Annotated in this window: 19 protein-coding genes and 1 riboswitch; of the genes, 11 read left to right on the top strand and 8 right to left on the bottom strand. The window is 39.4% G+C overall.

Translation table 11 applies throughout. The features are described 5' to 3' along the window. Positions 1–156: 156 nt before the first annotated feature. Positions 157–657: a non-heme ferritin gene (gene ftnA / locus BKK47_RS11365; RefSeq protein WP_077494938.1), complete on the top strand. Its 501-nt coding sequence runs from the start codon at positions 157–159 to the stop codon at positions 655–657. Positions 658–700: 43 nt separating this feature from the next. Here ftnA and moaE read toward each other — a convergent pair whose 3' ends face one another. The 4 genes from moaE to moaA form a co-directional block, all read right to left on the bottom strand. Next, a complete protein-coding gene (gene moaE, locus BKK47_RS11360) occupies positions 701–1,153 on the bottom strand; it encodes a molybdopterin synthase catalytic subunit MoaE (RefSeq protein ID WP_077494937.1) in 453 nt (150 codons plus the stop codon). Between the two features lies 1 nt (position 1,154). Further along, complete coding sequence (moaD, locus tag BKK47_RS11355) at positions 1,155–1,400, bottom strand: molybdopterin synthase sulfur carrier subunit (protein WP_077435539.1); 246 nt, start codon at positions 1,398–1,400, stop codon at positions 1,155–1,157. Continuing rightward, positions 1,401–1,880, bottom strand: a complete 480-nt coding sequence (moaC, locus tag BKK47_RS11350; RefSeq protein ID WP_077494936.1) for a cyclic pyranopterin monophosphate synthase MoaC — start codon at positions 1,878–1,880, stop codon at positions 1,401–1,403. Between the two features lie 41 nt (positions 1,881–1,921). After that, the gene (gene moaA, locus BKK47_RS11345; RefSeq protein ID WP_077494935.1) at positions 1,922–2,935 is read right to left on the bottom strand and encodes a GTP 3',8-cyclase MoaA; all 1,014 of its coding nucleotides are present in this window, start codon (positions 2,933–2,935) and stop codon (positions 1,922–1,924) included. Then, positions 2,924–3,065, bottom strand: a riboswitch (molybdenum cofactor riboswitch). It overlaps the preceding gene by 12 nt. A gap of 146 nt (positions 3,066–3,211) precedes the next feature. On the opposite strand from moaA, the gene BKK47_RS11340 reads away from it, so the two are divergent. After that, the gene (locus tag BKK47_RS11340) at positions 3,212–4,147 is read left to right on the top strand and encodes a gluconeogenesis factor YvcK family protein (protein WP_077494934.1); all 936 of its coding nucleotides are present in this window, start codon (positions 3,212–3,214) and stop codon (positions 4,145–4,147) included. Between the two features lie 45 nt (positions 4,148–4,192). Here BKK47_RS11340 and thiI read toward each other — a convergent pair whose 3' ends face one another. Next, positions 4,193–5,644 carry a tRNA uracil 4-sulfurtransferase ThiI gene (gene thiI / locus BKK47_RS11335; RefSeq protein ID WP_077494933.1) on the bottom strand — a complete coding sequence of 484 codons (1,452 nt, stop codon included), beginning with the start codon at positions 5,642–5,644 and terminating at the stop codon, positions 4,193–4,195. 168 nt (positions 5,645–5,812) lie between these two features. Here thiI and xseB point away from each other — a divergent pair, with 168 nt between their 5' ends. The 3 genes from xseB (at position 5,813) to dxs (ending at position 8,865) form a co-directional block, all read left to right on the top strand. Further along, positions 5,813–6,052, top strand: a complete 240-nt coding sequence (gene xseB, locus BKK47_RS11330; RefSeq protein WP_077494932.1) for an exodeoxyribonuclease VII small subunit — start codon at positions 5,813–5,815, stop codon at positions 6,050–6,052. A 1-nt stretch (position 6,053) separates the two neighbouring features. After that, positions 6,054–6,944 carry a (2E,6E)-farnesyl diphosphate synthase gene (gene ispA / locus BKK47_RS11325; RefSeq protein WP_077494931.1) on the top strand — a complete coding sequence of 297 codons (891 nt, stop codon included), beginning with the start codon at positions 6,054–6,056 and terminating at the stop codon, positions 6,942–6,944. Positions 6,945–7,011: 67 nt separating this feature from the next. Then, positions 7,012–8,865 (top strand): 1-deoxy-D-xylulose-5-phosphate synthase, encoded by a 1,854-nt coding sequence (gene dxs, locus BKK47_RS11320; RefSeq protein WP_077494930.1) that lies wholly within the window; start codon positions 7,012–7,014, stop codon positions 8,863–8,865. A gap of 205 nt (positions 8,866–9,070) precedes the next feature. Here the strand turns inward: dxs and BKK47_RS11315 are convergent, their stop codons facing one another. Genes BKK47_RS11315 through BKK47_RS11305 form a run of 3 tightly spaced genes read right to left on the bottom strand, consistent with a single transcriptional unit; the run spans position 9,071 to position 11,560 of the window. Beyond that, the gene (locus BKK47_RS11315) at positions 9,071–10,423 is read right to left on the bottom strand and encodes an anti-phage deoxyguanosine triphosphatase (protein WP_077494929.1); all 1,353 of its coding nucleotides are present in this window, start codon (positions 10,421–10,423) and stop codon (positions 9,071–9,073) included. A 5-nt stretch (positions 10,424–10,428) separates the two neighbouring features. Beyond that, positions 10,429–11,124: a CidB/LrgB family autolysis modulator gene (locus BKK47_RS11310; protein ID WP_143529626.1), complete on the bottom strand. Its 696-nt coding sequence runs from the start codon at positions 11,122–11,124 to the stop codon at positions 10,429–10,431. Between the two features lie 10 nt (positions 11,125–11,134). After that, positions 11,135–11,560 carry a CidA/LrgA family protein gene (locus BKK47_RS11305; protein ID WP_077494927.1) on the bottom strand — a complete coding sequence of 142 codons (426 nt, stop codon included), beginning with the start codon at positions 11,558–11,560 and terminating at the stop codon, positions 11,135–11,137. A 227-nt stretch (positions 11,561–11,787) separates the two neighbouring features. Here BKK47_RS11305 and BKK47_RS11300 point away from each other — a divergent pair, with 227 nt between their 5' ends. The 6 genes from BKK47_RS11300 to ppnN are packed head-to-tail and all read left to right on the top strand — an operon-like array spanning position 11,788 to position 16,831. Beyond that, complete coding sequence (locus tag BKK47_RS11300; RefSeq protein ID WP_077494926.1) at positions 11,788–12,273, top strand: thermonuclease family protein; 486 nt, start codon at positions 11,788–11,790, stop codon at positions 12,271–12,273. Next, positions 12,263–13,462: a cysteine desulfurase gene (locus BKK47_RS11295; RefSeq protein WP_077494925.1), complete on the top strand. Its 1,200-nt coding sequence runs from the start codon at positions 12,263–12,265 to the stop codon at positions 13,460–13,462. Before BKK47_RS11300 ends, BKK47_RS11295 begins: the two co-directional genes overlap by 11 nt. Continuing rightward, positions 13,459–13,839, top strand: coding sequence for a SufE family protein (locus BKK47_RS11290; protein ID WP_077494924.1), 381 nt, complete (start codon positions 13,459–13,461; stop codon positions 13,837–13,839). The genes BKK47_RS11295 and BKK47_RS11290 overlap by 4 nt, the downstream gene beginning before the upstream one ends. Continuing rightward, on the top strand, positions 13,830–14,615 hold the full coding sequence (locus BKK47_RS11285) for a Zn-ribbon-containing protein (protein ID WP_077494923.1): 786 nt from the start codon (positions 13,830–13,832) through the stop codon (positions 14,613–14,615). Before BKK47_RS11290 ends, BKK47_RS11285 begins: the two co-directional genes overlap by 10 nt. Before the next feature lie 12 nt (positions 14,616–14,627). Next, entirely contained in the window at positions 14,628–15,467 is an 840-nt protein-coding gene (gene queF / locus BKK47_RS11280; RefSeq protein WP_077494922.1) for an NADPH-dependent 7-cyano-7-deazaguanine reductase QueF, read from the top strand. A gap of 8 nt (positions 15,468–15,475) precedes the next feature. Beyond that, positions 15,476–16,831 (top strand): nucleotide 5'-monophosphate nucleosidase PpnN, encoded by a 1,356-nt coding sequence (gene ppnN, locus BKK47_RS11275; protein ID WP_077494921.1) that lies wholly within the window; start codon positions 15,476–15,478, stop codon positions 16,829–16,831. Positions 16,832–17,037 lie beyond the last annotated feature (206 nt).

The raw sequence follows: 17,037 nt of genomic DNA, 5'->3' as shown, positions 1-17,037 counted from the left end.
AATTTCTTACAATGGTATGTTGCGGAACAGCATGAAGAAGAAAAATTATTTAGTAGCATTATTGATAAATTTAATTTGGTCGGTGAAGATGGTAGAGGTTTATATTTCGTTGATCGTGATTTGGCAACTTTAGAATAGGATAATAGGAGAAATAAGATGTTATCAGCAAATGTGGTAAAACTATTAAATGAGCAAATGAATTTAGAATTTTATTCATCTAATTTGTATCTTCAGATGAGTGCGTGGTGTGAACAACAAGGTTTTGAAGGTACGGCAAAATTCCTATCTGCACATGCTGCAGAAGAAATGCAACATATGCGCAAATTATTCACTTATTTGAATGAAACTGGCGCGTTAGCTGTTATTTCTGCGATTGAAGCCCCACCTCACGAGTATAAATCATTAAAAGACGTGATTGAAATTACTTACCAACACGAAAAATTGATTACCAGTAAAATCAATGAGTTAGTAGATCGTACTTTTGAAGAAAAAGACTATTCAGCATTCAATTTCTTACAATGGTATGTGGCTGAACAGCACGAAGAAGAAAAACTCTTTAGCGGTATTCTAGATAAACTTAACCTTCTTGGTGAAGATGGTAAAGGCTTATTCTTAATCGACAAAGATTTAGGTAATCTTGCCGGCTTGGAAAGCTAAATCATTAAAATGCAAAGCTCGGTATTCCCGAGCTTTTTTAGTTTTACCATTTTTCTAACGATTTTTTATCTGAGTCCCGGGCTTCAATCCAACGCTCTCCCTGGTTAGTTTGCTCTTTTTTCCAAAATGGGGCTTTTGATTTAAGGTAATCCATAATAAATTCATTCGCCTGATAAGCCTCACCACGATGGGAGGAAGCTACACCAACTAATACAATTTCATCACCGGTATGTAATAACCCAACACGATGAATCACCGTAACCCGCTGAATATCCCAACGTTGTTTAGCTTCAGATACAATTTCCCGCAACGCTTTTTCTGTCATTGCTGGATAATGCTCCAAATAGAGGCTGGACACGTCATCACCCAAATTCAGATCACGAACTTTTCCCACAAAAATAACGACTGCACCAACGGAATGTGGTGTTGAAAGCCATTGGTAAACAGCATTTTGATCAAATTTTGCATCTTGCACAGAAATATGAATATCGCTCATATTAACCTCCTGTCACCGGAGGGAAAAAAGCAATTTCATCGCCGGATTTAATCGTACTTTCAAGGGGCATTAAAGTTTGATTAATTGCCACAAGCAATTTTCCTTTTTCTAGCGCCAATGCCCATTTGTCACCTTGTTGAGCAAGGTGTTGGCGTAAGGCTTCTGCACTAGAAAACTCCCCTTCTACTTTAGTTTCATCTAGCCCGATAATTTCACGTGTCTGACCGAAAAACAATACATGTAACATCTACTTCTCCGCTAAAAAATGACCTGATTTTCCGCCGCTCTTTTCAAGTAGGCGAACTTGTGAAATCACGATATCTTTTTGCACTGCTTTGCACATATCATAAATGGTCAGCGCTGCAACACTCGCTGCAGTTAAGGCTTCCATTTCTACCCCTGTTTTTCCCGTAAGTTTGCAAAGGGATTCGATGCGAACTTGGTTCGTTTCAGTCAATGGTTCTAAGCTGACTTCCACTTTTGAAAGTAACAATGGGTGACATAATGGGATAAGTTCCCAGGTGCGTTTTGCCGCTTGGATGCCCGCAATGCGCGCGGTAGCAAATACATCCCCTTTATGATGTTGTCCATTTAAGATCATCGATAATGTCTCTTGTGACATGGTCACTAAGGCTTCAGCTCGAGCCTCGCGTACACTATCTGTTTTTTCAGATACGTCCACCATATTGGCTTCGCCCTGACTATTAATATGAGTAAATGTTGTCATAATTTAAAAAAGTGCGGTTAATTTTGAAAAAGTTTTGAATCTTACCCACCAATAGAGGCAAGATGGTTACGGATACCAGTATCACCTTGGTGTAAATAATGATGTTCACGTTTACCTTGCAAAGCAGCAAAAATGCGAGCTTGTAAAAGTGTTTGATGCTCATCAGATTGCAACAAATCACGCAATTCAATCCCTTCTTCGCCAAATAAGCAAAGATGTAGCTTTCCTTTTGAAGAAACCCGTAAACGATTACAGCTTGTGCAAAAGTTTTTTTCATAAGGCATAATCAAACCGATTTCGCCCTTATAATCACTATGTTTAAAAACTTTTGCCGGTCCATCTGTTAGCGCTTTTTGTTGTTGATGCCAACCTTGTGAGATCAATTTATCGGCAAGAACTTGTCCTGAAAGATGATAACGATGGAAAAAATTATTCATCTCTCCCGTTTGCATCAACTCGATAAAACGCATTTGAATCGGACGATGTTTCACCCAATCAAGAAATTGATTAAATTCAATATCATTTAAATTTTTCATCAATACCGAATTAACTTTGACTTTCTCATAGCCGACTTCAAATGCCCGTTCAATTCCACGTATAACCTCTTCAAATTTGTTAATTCCAGTAATTTGGTGAAACATTTTGGGGTCGAGGCTATCTACGCTCACATTAATAGAGGTAATGCCGGCACGTTTCCAAGCCTCCACATCTTTTAACATACGATAGCCGTTTGTGGTTAAAGCCACTTGATTGATGCCTTTGATTTGGGCAATATTTTCAGCTATCGCAAGAAAATCCTTACGCAACGTTGGTTCGCCACCGGTTAAGCGGATCTTTTTCGTTCCCATATTGGCAAAAGCCTGCGCAACCCGGGTAATTTCACTCAATGTGAGAAAACTGGGTTTATCGGTTTCCGGTTGGTAGCCGTTTGGTAAGCAATAGTTGCAACGGAAATTACATTGATCAGTAATTGATAGCCGTAAATAATAGTAAGTACGCTGGAATGCATCGACTAAACGTGAAACCCACACGTTTTTTATCGGAATTGATTGCATGAGACACCTTTCTAAAATGGAGAGGATAAGCCGTTTCCAACGTATCCCTGAATAACAAACATCGTTATTGGCATTGCCGTCATATTCGGTTGAGAACTTAGACTAAACAAGCTCGGAGTTATGCGATAAAATATTTTGGCATTTTAAAAGATTCTTGCTAAAAAACGCAATGAATTATGTAAACTTCATCATAAATTCAGTAAATTCTTTTAGATCATTTATGTAAACAAATATATAATGATTAATGTATTAATTAATTTTAGGTAGAAAAATTTTATGTCGGATTTTACCCCACTGGGTCAGTATAAATATTTAAATGATCAACGCGTTGTTGCGATTGGTGGCGGACATGGTTTAGGGCGGGTAATGTCTGCTTTAAGTTTTATGAAAGAACGCCTTACCGGCATAGTTACTACCACAGATAACGGCGGATCTACCGGTCGAATTCGTTTACAGCAAGGTGGGATTGCTTGGGGGGATTTACGAAATTGTTTAAATCAAATTATTACTGAACCTAGTACTGCTTCAGCCCTATTTGAATATCGTTTTAGCGGTCAAGGAGAATTGTCAGGCCATAACTTGGGTAATCTAATGCTAAAAGCGCTCGAAAATATGCATGTTCGTCCGCTTGATGGTGTAAACCTCATTCGAGATTTATTACGCGTTAAATCCTATTTAATTCCTATGTCTGAAAGCCCCGTTCATCTTGCCGCAAGCCTTGGCACAGGTTCTAGTATTGTAGGTGAAGTGAGTATTGATAATTTAACCGAAACACCACAATCATTATTTCTTATTCCACTGGTTCAGGCAACACCGGAAGCCATTCAAGCAATTGAGCTGGCTGATGTTATTTTATTCGGACCGGGAAGTTTCTTAACCAGTATTATGCCTCCTCTGCTTTTATCTGATATTGGCAGTGCAATTCGCACAAGTACAGCGAAAAAAATTTTTATTGATAATTTAGGTGTAGAATTAGGGACAGCCTCTACCCTTTCTTTAACTAAACGTATTCACTGGATTCACCATACTGTCGGCGCAGAAATTCTTGATGGTGTTATTACGCCAATACAGGAAAAAAGTGCGGTTGATATTTCAAGCATTTCTTCGGTAAAAATACTCGAAAAACGCTTAAATGCAGATGATGTCAGTTACCGCCATGATAGAACATTACTTGCCAAAGCTATTGATGAAATGCTAGAAGAGTTGAATTAGTTTTAACCGCACAATTAAGACATAAAAGTGCGGTCGATATTGAGATTATTTTTTCACAAACACATAAACATTAGTGAAACCGTTTTCTTTTAAATACAAGGCTTGCAATTTGCTCATCACACCACGTTCACAATACAACATATAATTTTTGCTTTGATCCAGTGAGCTAAATTGTGATGAAAGCTTATAAAACGGCATTTGTATAACTTCGTGGTGATCCGATTTAAACGGTTTTTCATCGGTTTCTTCCGGGCTACGAATATCTAAAATGACATCGTTTTCACTTAGCTCTGAAGCCGTATCAACTGCCACCACTTCTTTTTCTGTTTCTTCTGCAATTTTACGAATATCTAAATATTGCGCATTTTCTACCGCACTTTCTAAAATATCAAAATTAAAATGGCTTTCTTCCGCAAGAATTTTTTCACGTACCGCTTTGATCGTTGGATTTTTTGAGATCACACCACAAAATTCAGGCATTGATTTTGCAATATCATCAGTCCCGATTTCTTTCGCCATAGCAATAATTTGTTCTTTATCATGAGTGATTAAAGGGCGTAATACCAATGTATCTGCGGCTTCATCAATTAAGCGTAAGTTGGTTAAGGTTTGGCTGGATACTTGTCCCAAAGCCTCGCCGGTTACAATCGCTTCAATATTAAAGCGTGCTGCCACTTTACTTGCCGCCCGTACCATCATACGTTTTAAGACAACGCCCATTTGACCGTTATCGACTTTCTCTAAAATTTCACCGACTACCCCTTCAAAATTAATCGCAATAAATCGGACTTTATGGGAGGCACTATAACGTTGCCAAATATGATAAGCCATTTGTTTTACACCAATTTCATGTGCCGCCCCACCAAGATTGAAGAAACAATAATGCACGCGTGAACCTCGGCGAACCAACATATAACTCGACACACCTGAATCAAATCCACCGGAAATCAAAGATAGCACATCCTCCTGCGTGCCAATCGGATAACCGCCGATACCGGTATGACGTGTTTTAACCAACATCATTTTGTCATCTTCAATATCGATACGCACGGTTACATCAGGATTTTTTAACCGCACTTTTGCACTTTCAATATGTTGGTTTAAACCGCCGCCGATATAACGCTCCGCTTCAATGGAACTGAATTTATGCTTACCTTTACGTTTTACCCGAACACAAAAGGTTTTGTTTTGAAGTTGTTCTTTGACATCGGCAAGGGTGAGTTCAAAAATGTGGTGTAAATCTGTGAAAGACTTTTCCTCCACTTCTAAAAAATGATGAATCCCCGGAATACGTTGCAATAATGCGATTAATTCTTCACGATTCTTTTTATTTTTTGACCGCACTTCAATGTAATCCCAATGGCGAACGACCGCAGTTTCTTCATCATATTTTTGCAGAATATTGCGTATGTTACTGGTGAGAATTTTAGCGAAACGTTTACGCACGGTTTCGCTTTTAATCATAATTTCAGGGAAAAGTTTAACAATAAATTTCATAGGAATAGAATTTGATAAAAAATGCCGGATATTTTACGCAAAGCAAGAGAAAAGTCCACAAAGTAAAACCAACTACAAGTTTTCCAATGCGCATTTTTGAAATAAAACTTTAACATCCGATAAAATAAAGTACAATGTCGCATATTTTATATAATAAAGGACCACTAAATGGCTCGCAAAGCGGTAACTTCACAAGATTTTGAAACCACATTGATGCAACTGGAGAGTATTGTTTCCCGTTTAGAAAGTGGTGAACTGCCTTTAGAAGAAGCATTAAAAGAATTTGAACAAGGAATAAAATTGGCACAGTTGGGTCAAGAGCGTTTACAACAAGCAGAACAACGTATTCAAATTCTTTTGCAAAAAAGCGAAGATGCACCTTTGAGTGATTATCAAGGAAGCGAGTAAAATGAACCAATTTCCACAACAGTCCAAAGATATTCAACAACGGATTAATTTATTTTTAGAGGCACAATTTGATGAAATTGAAAACCATGGCGCACCATTACGTGATGCGATGAAATATGGTTTATTGTTGGGGGGAAAACGGGTTCGCCCTTTTTTAGTTTATGCAACGGGAGAGATGCTCGGTGCAAAGGAACAATCTTTAGATTATGCTGCCGCAGCCATTGAATCCATTCACGCTTATTCCTTAATTCATGATGATTTACCGGCAATGGATAATGACGATTTACGCCGGGGACATCCAACCTGTCATATTGCTTTTGATGAAGCTACCGCAATTTTAGCCGGTGATGCACTACAAACTTTCGCCTTTGACATTCTCACTCAAACGCCTCACATTTCAGCGGAACAAAAGTTGGCGTTGATTCAAATTTTAGCCCAAGCTTCCGGTGTACAAGGTATGTGTTTAGGACAAAGTTTGGATTTAATTTCTGAACATAAGCAAATCAGTCTTGAAGAACTGGAAATAATTCATCGAAATAAAACCGGTGCATTGCTTACTGCCGCTTTAAAACTGGGATTTATTTGTTCCCCACATTTTGCAGATAGCATATTAGAACAATCGCTAACGCGTTATGCCGAAGCTATTGGGCTCGCCTTTCAGGTACAGGATGATATTTTAGATATTGAAGGCAATAGCGAAGAAATAGGCAAACCTGTCGGTTCGGATTTAACCTTGGGTAAAAATACTTATCCGAAACTGCTGGGATTAGAGGGGGCAAAACAAAAGGCACAGGATTTATACCTAACTGCACTGTCCGAATTGGATAAAATCCCCTTTGATACTACCGCACTTCGTGCTTTGGCTAAATTTATTATTACAAGAAAAAGTTAATTGATACCGCGTCACAAATCAAACAAAAAGTGCGGTTAATAATCACAAATTTTTGGGAATAACTAACATGAACAACTACCCTCTTTTATCCCTTATTAATTCACCGGAAGATTTGCGTCTTTTAAATAAAAATCAACTGCCACAACTTTGCCATGAACTACGTAGTTATCTTTTGGAATGTGTTAGCCAGAGCAGCGGTCATTTGGCTTCAGGACTAGGAACGGTAGAACTTACCGTTGCATTACATTATGTGTATAAAACACCATTTGACCAGCTCATTTGGGATGTGGGGCATCAAGCTTATCCCCATAAAATTCTGACCGGTCGCAGAGATCAAATGTCCACAATCCGCCAAAAAGACGGTATTCACCCTTTCCCTTGGCGTGAAGAAAGTGAATTTGATGTCTTAAGTGTAGGACACTCCTCGACGTCTATCAGTGCAGGACTGGGAATAGCTTTGGCGGCAGAACGCGAAAATGCAGGGCGCAAAACTGTATGTGTCATTGGAGATGGGGCAATCACCGCCGGTATGGCATTTGAGGCGTTAAATCATGCGGGCGCATTACATACGGATATGTTGGTTATTTTAAATGATAACGAGATGTCAATTTCAGAAAATGTAGGCGCATTAAATAATCACTTAGCACGTATTTTCTCCGGTTCGCTCTACTCTACGGTACGTGATGGCAGTAAAAAAATTCTGGACAAAGTACCAACCGTTAAAAATTTTATGAAAAAAACCGAAGAACATATGAAAGGGGTCATGTTCTCGCCGGAAAGTACGTTATTTGAAGAGCTTGGTTTTAATTACATTGGTCCGGTAGATGGGCATAATATTGATGAATTGGTTGCTACTTTAGGTAATATGCGAAATTTGAAAGGACCGCAATTCTTACACATTAAAACAAAAAAAGGTAAAGGCTACGCCCCCGCAGAAAAAGATCCGATTGGCTTCCACGGTGTGCCGAAATTTGATCCGGCTTGCGGAGAATTGCCAAAATCAAATGCAAAACCGACTTATTCCAAAATTTTCGGTGATTGGCTTTGTGAAATGGCGGAAAATGATCCCAAAATTATCGGTATTACACCGGCAATGCGTGAAGGGTCGGGAATGGTTGAGTTCTCCCAACGCTTTCCTGAACAGTATTTTGATGTTGCCATCGCAGAACAACATGCCGTAACTTTTGCCGCTGGTTTAGCTATTGGTGGCTATAAACCGGTTGTCGCCATCTATTCAACCTTTTTACAACGCGCTTACGATCAGTTAATTCATGATGTGGCTATCCAAAATCTTCCGGTTTTATTTGCTATCGATCGTGCCGGCATCGTAGGGGCAGACGGACAAACCCATCAAGGTGCATTTGATTTAAGTTTTATGCGTTGCATTCCCAATATGATTATTATGACACCAAGTGATGAAAATGAATGTCGCCAAATGCTTTATACCGGCTATAAATGTGGTAAACCGGCTGCTGTGCGTTATCCACGTGGCAATGCTTTAGGTGTAGAATTAATGCCTTTAGAAATACAGCCTATCGGTAAAGCCCGTTTGGTTCGGGAAGGGCAAAAAATTGCGATCCTAAATTTTGGTACGCTTCTACCTGCTGCCTTAGAAGCCGCCAAAAAATTAAATGCAACGGTAGTAGATATGCGTTTTGTGAAACCGATTGACGTAGAAATGATAAATATACTGGCACAAACCCACGATTATTTAGTGACTTTAGAAGAAAATGCGATTCAAGGTGGTGCAGGATCAGCGGTAGCGGAAGTATTAAATTCATCGGCAAAACGAACCGCACTTTTACAGCTTGGCTTGCCTGACTACTTTATTCCACAAGGTTCACAGCAAGAAATGCTACACGAATTGCAGCTAGATGCAGAAGGAATTGAAGCACAAATCCTTGCTTTTACAAAAAACTAGGTGTTTATTAAATTTTTTTATTATTTTTTGAAGAAATGTGAACTAACTCACAAAATAACAGTCTGATGAATTGCTAGTGCACTGCATATTTGCAGTTTTTTAAATTGTTATTTTATTTTAAGACCTCCACCGCTATTCACAATGGATAGCGGTTTTTTTTAATCCGCGAAACTAAAGGACGCACACATTCAGCACCCTCTTTTCATTATAATTGTTGATAAACCCTCATGGCATGAGCATCGGACATACTCGCGATATGATCACAAATCACACGTTTTTTCTGGTTGTCCGGAGCATTTTGCCACTCTTCAGCTGTATGACGTGGCAAAAGACGAATAGGATCGGATTCAAAAATTTGAAACATTTCCGTCAACATTCTTTGCCCTTTGTATTCAATTCTCTGCGTATCAACACCACGAATAACATATTTCCAAACGAATTTTTTGAATACGTCAAGCGCCATCACCACCGATTTTGGGAGTTCTGCGTTATAACGTAACAAAGGCTCATCAAAATTCTCGGTGAGTGTCCAACGTACATTGGTAATAAAAAAGTTCACTAATGCCCCAATGGCATTTTTTCGCTCAAAATGTTTGTCAGAAAAAAGCCCTTGACTAATATGTTGGATATTTTCTTGCAACCATGGATAAGGGATTTTCTCCAGTGCCGAATGGGCTTCTTGCCATTGATGTTGATTTACCATTTTGGTTACAATAGCGTCTTCTAAATCATGCACTGCATAAGCAATATCATCCGCCAATTCCATAATACTGCAATCGAGAGATTTAAAACGTGTTTTTAAAAACTCGGCAAAATTTGACCGCTCTTTTTGCACTGAAGTGAATAAAGTGCGGTCATTTTCAGAGAGATTTTGTAACAGCCAATTAAACATCTCTAAGTCATCACGAAAAATTCCCTTCCCCGGTTTCCAATCGCTAATTTTCACATAACGGGCATCAACTGGGATTAAATGAGGTAAAGACTCATATTGTGGAGATGCGGTATCTAAAATCGTTGGGTATTTGATGACCCCAAGCAATGTGCGGCGTGTTAAATTCATGCCGGCATTTTCTGTATAAGGTTCGAGCTTTGTCAAAATTCGAAAAGTTTGCGCGTTCCCTTCAAAACCGCCGTTTTGATGCATCATAAAATTCAACGCCACTTCCCCACCATGCCCAAAGGGCGGATGACCAATATCATGGGCAAAGCAAAGGCTTTCGATTAAATCATTGCTGGGCAATAATCCTTTAAGTTGTTTTTGTAGCGCCGTTTGTTCCCAATTTAATTGTTCGGATAAATGATTAAATGCCTCAGCATATTTAAGTTGTGCGACCAAACTACTTCCAATTTGAGCCACTTCTAGAGAATGGGTTAAACGGGTTCGATAAAAGTCATTTTCGCCAATAGCGTGAATTTGTGTTTTCGCTTGCAAACAACGAAAAGCGGCAGAATGTAAAATTCGCCCACGATCTCGACGAAATGGCGGGCGATGATCTTTTTCTCTTGGCGGATCAGGAATAAAGCGTTCGATCCAACTGGCTGATAAGGTATTTTTCATAATGTCTACACAAACAGATAAATCATTTTAAACACCAATGGTGCAAGAATAGCGCTGATAATGCCACAAAGAACCAAAGAAATCGAACTGTAACTCCCCGCTTTTGGATTAATTTCCATACAGCTTACTGTACCCAATGCGTGAGAAATCGACCCGACCGATAAACCTATCGCCTCTTGGTGACGTAGCCCTATTTTTTTCAAAATCAAATAACCAAAAATCGAACCTTGCAACCCTGCCAGTACAACACCTACTGCGGTAACCGCAGGAATCCCCCCTAAATGGGCTGATACTTCCATTGCAATCGGTGTGGTAATAGATTTGGGCAACACAGTAGCCACCATATCCGGTGTCGCCCCTAAAATTAATGCGAGGATGGCACCGGTAAACATTGAGAAGACAGAAGCAAGGACAACAACAGAAAGAATAATACGCCACTGTTTGGCAATTTGTCTTAATTGCTCATAGAGCGGCAAAGCAAGCGCCACAATACTCAAGCTCAATAAATGATTAATAGGGGCATTGCCTTGCATATAGTCATCATAAGGAATTTTCCCCATTACTAAAATCACAACCAAAATCACCACAGTAAGAATAAATGAGTTGAAAATAATAGATTTCCAACGCTTATTAATTTGGAGAGCAAGCCAAAATCCGAAAATCGTTAATAAACTATAAAGATAAATGCTGTAATTCATAATATCACTCTATTTAATGACTTTGTTTTTCTTCTTGTACCGTGCGGTTGGCTAAAACTTTTTTGCGTTTATGGTGAAAGGATTGGCGTTCAAACATGATATTCGCCACAATGCCGATAAAAACGAGGGTGGCACAAGTGCTGACAACATTAGGAATAATCAAAATATTCATTTGTGCCCATAATAAATCGGAATATTTGATAATTCCCACACTCACCGGAACAAACAAAACCGCCATATAACGAATCAATAAACTCGCCCCAAAATAAACCCATTCCAAAGGAATGATTTTTGTTGTCAAGCCCATAAAAAGCAACAGCAATCCCCAAATACTACCGGGTACCCCAACAGGGATAAAATGGGCAATTTGATTACCGAGATAAAGCATAATGCAAAGAATTAATAAGGAACGAACCAAAAGAAACAGCTTGTATAACATCTTTTTCCTTTTCAACTTTTTCAACAGAATTTAAAAAATATTTTAAGCCTATTTTTCCGCCATTTACTACTCTTTTTCTTAAAAAATACGGGAATTTATGCGTTTGATCAAAAATCATAACGCTGGTTCATTGGGTTTGTAATTTGCTACAATGCTGATTCATTTTCCAAAGTGTAAAAATTTTCAAGAATTCGCCGAAATAAAACTGTTTATCTTTCATTAACCCTATGATTAAAAATATCCTTTTAATTTCACTCGTTTTTTTAACCGCACTTTCTGCTCATTCTTCCCCTTCCAATGACTGCCTTGTGGTAGGGATCAGTGATGGCGATAGCATCACTTGCCTGATGATAGGAAATAAGTCGATTAAAGTTCGTTTAGAAGAAATTGATGCGCCGGAAAAAAATCAACCTTTTGGCAAGAAATCCAAACAGCAGCTTTCAAAGCTGATCTATAAACGTAGGGTTAGTTTAAAAATAAGCGGTCAAGATCGCTATAAACGCACGCTTGCGACCGTTTATTACAACGGAAAAAACATTAATCTTGAAATGGTAAAATCCGGTATGGCTTGGGCGTATAATCAATATCTTCACCACCCCATTTATTTATACGCTCAAGAAAAAGCACAAGCACAACGATTAGGCTTATGGGCTGATCGTTCCCCCATTCCTCCCCATGAATGGCGCAAACAGGAGAAAAAGTATGGCTTTTGATTATCAATCATTTAAAGAACATTTCCCTTATTTTAAAAGCCCTAATGCCACCGTGTATTTAGATAACGCCGCTACGGCATTAAAACCTAACGTATTAATTGAACGCACCGCTGAATTTTATACCTCCGCCGGTTCTGTGCATCGCAGCCAATATGATGCGAAACAAACCGCCCAATATGAACAGGCACGCACGCAGGTGAAACGGCTGATTAATGCGGAAGATGAAAAAGCGGTGATTTGGACCTCCGGCACAACTCATTCGATTAATTTAGTGGCGAACGGGTTATTACCCCATTTGAAAGCAGGTGATGAAATTCTGATCAGCCAAGCAGATCATCATGCTAATTTTGTCACTTGGCATGAAACCGCCAAAAAGTGCGGTGCAAAAATTCGGATTTTGCCTATTTTGGATAATTGGCTTATTGACGAAAACGCACTAAAAAATGTACTCAATGAACGCACAAAACTGGTGGCATTAAACTTTGTTTCAAATGTCACCGGCACGGAACAGCCCGTTAAACGCTTAATTCAACTGATTCGCCAACAGAGCAATGTCCTTATTTTAGTGGATGCCGCCCAGGCTATTAGTCATATTCAGATTGATTTACAAGATCTTGATGCCGATTTTCTCGCCTTTTCAGCCCATAAAATTTACGGTCCAAACGGGATTGGGGTTTTAAGCGGAAAATTGACCGCACTTTCACTACTCCAACCCCTCTTTTTCGGCGGTAAAATGGTGGAGCGAGTATCGGCAGAAAAAATCACTTTCGCCGATTTGCCCTATCGCCTTGAAGCCGGCACACCTAATATTGCCGGTGTGATTGGCTTTAATGCCGTATTAGATTGGTTATCCCAATGGGATTTTGTTTGCGCTGAACAACATGCGGTGGTATTGGCGGAATCAGTGAAAGTGCGGTTAAAAAATTACACAAATTGTCGATTATTTAATTCTCCACAACCAAGTACTGTTGTGTGTTTTACCTTTGAAGGAATAGACAGCTCGGATCTTTCCACCTTGCTCAGTGAACAAAATATTGCTTTACGGGTGGGCGAACATTGCGCCCAACCCTATTTAGTAAGACTAGGAGAACGAACCACTTTACGCCTCTCTTTTGCCCCTTACAATACGCCTGAGGATGTGGCACAATTCTTCGCTGCACTGGATAAAGCTTTGGAGCTTTTACAATGATAGACCAATTAAAACTTGCCAAAAACTGGGAAGAACGTTACCGCCTGATTATTCAAGCTGGCAAAAATTTGCCTCGCCCAAGTGATGATGAACTTGCCAATATGCAACCAATTACGGGTTGTGAAGCACAAATGTGGTTTCAAATTCTCCCTCAAAATGACCGCACTTTTCAATTCAGCGCCTTCAGTGAAGCACGCATTATGAACGGTTTACTTTGGCTTTTACTGGAAGAAATCAATGGTAAAACTGGCGAGGAATTAAGCAAATTTGATCTCACCGCTTTTTTTACCGAACTCGGCATTGCACAGCGTTTAAGCAAAACCCGTTTAAACGGCTTAAACCAAATTAGAGAACAATTAAAACAACAATGTACTTAATCGAAACTTTCTTCAAATTGACCGCACTTGAAAATGACATTGCGGAACAAAGCCGTTTGCTGAATGTCCTCATTGATCAATGGCGTTATAACGGTCAGATTATCGGGCGTGAAATTCCGCTATATTTAGCGGAGGAAAACGGGCAACAAGGCTTTGCTATGCGTGTTATTTGCCCTGAGCAAGACAGTCTTTTGCCAAAAAATAATAATCTAGAGGTCAATCATGCATTACAAAATGCAGAAAAGTGCGGTCTGATTTTTGAGGGTTTTCAATTGATTGGTGATGATCTCAATAGCGATCAAACCGCCTCAAATTCTTATCCTACGTGGCAAATACTTTATACGACCCATTTACAAAGTTGCTCGCCTCTTCATAGTGGGGAAGATTTTGCACCAATTCCCCTTTATAAACAACTGAAAAACCAACTGGACTTGAGCCAAGATGTGATTAAATGGCAAGAAAACTGGCAAGCCTGCGATCAACTTCAAATGAATGGCGCAATTTTAGAACATCAAGCCTTAAAAGAAATTACCAATCATCAAAGTACACTCACAAAACATGGTCGCTATTTAGCCCAAGAAATCGAAAAAATAAGCCATATTCCCACCTACTATTATCTGTATCGAGTTGGCGGTAAATCCCTTGAAAATGAGCAACATCGACACTGTCCTGAATGTGGTGGCAACTGGGCATTAAAGGAACCCATTTTTGAGATATTTCATTTTAAATGTGATCAATGCCGATTGATCTCGAACATTTCGTGGAATTTTTTATAACGAGGAAAAACAATGAACAAACAAGATTACGGATTAGCCTCACTGAAACTCGGACAAAAAACCGACTATACCAACAAATATGACCGCACTTTATTACAAGCCGTGCCAAGAGCCTTGAACCGTGATGATTTAGGTATTACTCAAAAACAACCCTTCACAATCGGTGCCGATATTTGGACAGCTTATGAAATTTCATGGCTTAATGAAAAAGGTGTGCCACAAGTGGCGATTGCGGATATTTATTTGGATCACCAAAGTCAAAATTTAATTGAATCCAAAAGTTTTAAACTCTATTTAAACAGCTTTAACCAAACTAAATTTGCCAATTTTAATCAGGTGGCACACATTATGCAGCAAGATTTAGCAGAATGCGCCCAAGGCGAAGTGAAAGTGCGGTTAAATCCGCTTGCGTTTTATCAAACACAACAAATTGATAGGTTACAAGGTGAATGTATTGATGAGCAAGACATTGAAATTACTGATTATCAATTTAATGCAGGCTGGCTAGAAAATTGCCTATCTGATGAAGTGGTAGAAGAATATTTGGTCAGTCATTTATTAAAATCAAATTGTTTAATTACCAACCAACCGGATTGGGGTTCCCTTCAGATTCACTATGTGGGTAAAAAAATTAATCGGGAAAAATTATTGCGTTACGTTGTCTCTTTTCGTCAGCATAACGAATTTCATGAGCAGTGTGTCGAGCGTATTTTTTGCGATTTAATGCACTATGCCAAACCGGAAAAACTCACGGTTTATGCTCGCTATACCCGCCGTGGCGGTTTAGATATTAACCCTTTCCGCTCCAACTTTGAAACTTTACCGGAAAATTTACGTTTAGCCAGACAATAAGGATTATTATGTCGAATATTCATTTTATCAACCCGAAAGGCAGTATGGCGTTGCTCTCTCATCTTGAAGTGGAACGCCTCACCAAAACTGCACAATCGGAGTTATACCAACTCTATCGAAACAGTTCCCTTGCCGTACTTAATTCCGGTGCAGTCACCGATGATAGCCGAGCCTTGTTACAACAATATACCGATTTTGATATTCACCTTGTGGCTCGTGAACGAGGGGTAAGTTTAGAGCTTCATAATCCACCGGAACGTGCCTTTGTGGACGATAAAATGATCGCAAATATTCAATATCATCTTTTTGCCGTATTACGCGATATTTTATTTGTCAATCTTTTGTATCAAGATGCAGAACCACGGGATAGTAAACAAATCACTAATCAAGTTTTCTCTATTTTACGCAACGCCAGAGCATTGATTGTGGGTGAATATCCGAATTTAGTCGTATGCTGGGGCGGTCATTCGATTAATGAGGTAGAATACCGATATTGCCGTCAGGTTGGACTAGAATTGGGTTCACGAGAGATGAATATCATCACCGGTTGTGGCACAGGTGTAATGGAAGCGCCAATGAAAGGCGCAGCAATCGGACACACCAACCAACGTTATAAAAACAGCCGTTTTGTGGGCATTACTGAGCCGTCCATTATTGCCTCCGAACCGCCTAACCCCATAGTTAATGAACTAATTATTATGCCGGATATTGAAAAGCGCCTAGAGGCCTTTGTTCGTATGGGGCACGGCATTTTGATTTTCCCGGGTGGTCCCGGAACCTTTGAAGAATTGCTCTATGTGCTGGGTGTAAAACTCAACCCCGAAAATAAAGCACAGCACCTACCGGTGATTTTGACCGGGCCAAAAGAAAGTGCGGATTATTTTGCTACCATTGATCGTTTTATTGGCGAAGTTCTTGGTGAAGAAGCCCAAAAACTCTATACTATTGTCATTGATGATCCAGTGACCGTCGCACGCCATATGAAAAAAGCTATGGAAGATGTGAAAACCCAACGTCGCCAAACGAACGATTCTTACGGATTTAACTGGTCATTAAAAATTGACGAGCGTTTTCAACACCCTTTTGAACCGACTCACGACAATATGGCAAATTTAGCGTTACATTTTAATCAATCAAAAATGGATTTAACTGCCAATCTCCGCCAAGTTTTTTCCGGTATTGTTGCCGGCAACATCAAACCTCAAACGCAAGATGCCATTGCCCAATTTGGAAAATTTAAACTAAAAGGTGACCGCACTTTAATGGAAAAAGTCGACTCCGTACTGCAAGATTTCATTCAACAACACCGAATGAAACTTCCAACAGGCAATGCCTATGAACCCTGTTATGAGATTGTAAAGTAACCTTCAGTTTGTTTTAGAAAAATTGTTGGGCAACAGATTCACTCTGTTGCCCTTATCTCCTAAAATTAGCGTTAACCGCTCTCGCCCTCAGTTATTCCTTTAATAAGAAATTCATAATCTTCTACTTTTTAGATACTCCCCAAGAATTCCCTACTTCTGTTAGATGCTTTCTAAAAAATATAGTGTGACGAAATATTGTCTAGTGT

The sequence above is a fragment of the Rodentibacter mrazii genome (genome assembly GCF_001998825.1).
Classification (GTDB): Bacteria; Pseudomonadota; Gammaproteobacteria; order Enterobacterales; family Pasteurellaceae; genus Rodentibacter; species Rodentibacter mrazii.
Note: the sequence above shows the minus strand (reverse complement) of the source record. Positions and strands in the feature narration are given on the sequence as shown.

Coding starts and splice junctions, on each gene's coding strand:
- BKK47_RS11300 (WP_077494926.1), top strand. CDS start 11,788: ATGATTAAAAATATCCTTTTAATTTCACTCGTTTTTTTAACCGCACTT.
- thiI (WP_077494933.1), bottom strand. CDS start 5,644: ATGAAATTTATTGTTAAACTTTTCCCTGAAATTATGATTAAAAGCGAA.
- ispA (WP_077494931.1), top strand. CDS start 6,054: ATGAACCAATTTCCACAACAGTCCAAAGATATTCAACAACGGATTAAT.
- BKK47_RS11290 (WP_077494924.1), top strand. CDS start 13,459: ATGATAGACCAATTAAAACTTGCCAAAAACTGGGAAGAACGTTACCGC.
- xseB (WP_077494932.1), top strand. CDS start 5,813: ATGGCTCGCAAAGCGGTAACTTCACAAGATTTTGAAACCACATTGATG.
- dxs (WP_077494930.1), top strand. CDS start 7,012: ATGAACAACTACCCTCTTTTATCCCTTATTAATTCACCGGAAGATTTG.
- ftnA (WP_077494938.1), top strand. CDS start 157: ATGTTATCAGCAAATGTGGTAAAACTATTAAATGAGCAAATGAATTTA.
- queF (WP_077494922.1), top strand. CDS start 14,628: ATGAACAAACAAGATTACGGATTAGCCTCACTGAAACTCGGACAAAAA.
- BKK47_RS11315 (WP_077494929.1), bottom strand. CDS start 10,423: ATGAAAAATACCTTATCAGCCAGTTGGATCGAACGCTTTATTCCTGAT.
- moaA (WP_077494935.1), bottom strand. CDS start 2,935: ATGCAATCAATTCCGATAAAAAACGTGTGGGTTTCACGTTTAGTCGAT.
- ppnN (WP_077494921.1), top strand. CDS start 15,476: ATGTCGAATATTCATTTTATCAACCCGAAAGGCAGTATGGCGTTGCTC.
- BKK47_RS11285 (WP_077494923.1), top strand. CDS start 13,830: ATGTACTTAATCGAAACTTTCTTCAAATTGACCGCACTTGAAAATGAC.
- BKK47_RS11340 (WP_077494934.1), top strand. CDS start 3,212: ATGTCGGATTTTACCCCACTGGGTCAGTATAAATATTTAAATGATCAA.
- BKK47_RS11305 (WP_077494927.1), bottom strand. CDS start 11,560: ATGTTATACAAGCTGTTTCTTTTGGTTCGTTCCTTATTAATTCTTTGC.
- moaC (WP_077494936.1), bottom strand. CDS start 1,880: ATGACAACATTTACTCATATTAATAGTCAGGGCGAAGCCAATATGGTG.
- BKK47_RS11295 (WP_077494925.1), top strand. CDS start 12,263: ATGGCTTTTGATTATCAATCATTTAAAGAACATTTCCCTTATTTTAAA.
- moaE (WP_077494937.1), bottom strand. CDS start 1,153: ATGAGCGATATTCATATTTCTGTGCAAGATGCAAAATTTGATCAAAAT.
- moaD (WP_077435539.1), bottom strand. CDS start 1,400: ATGTTACATGTATTGTTTTTCGGTCAGACACGTGAAATTATCGGGCTA.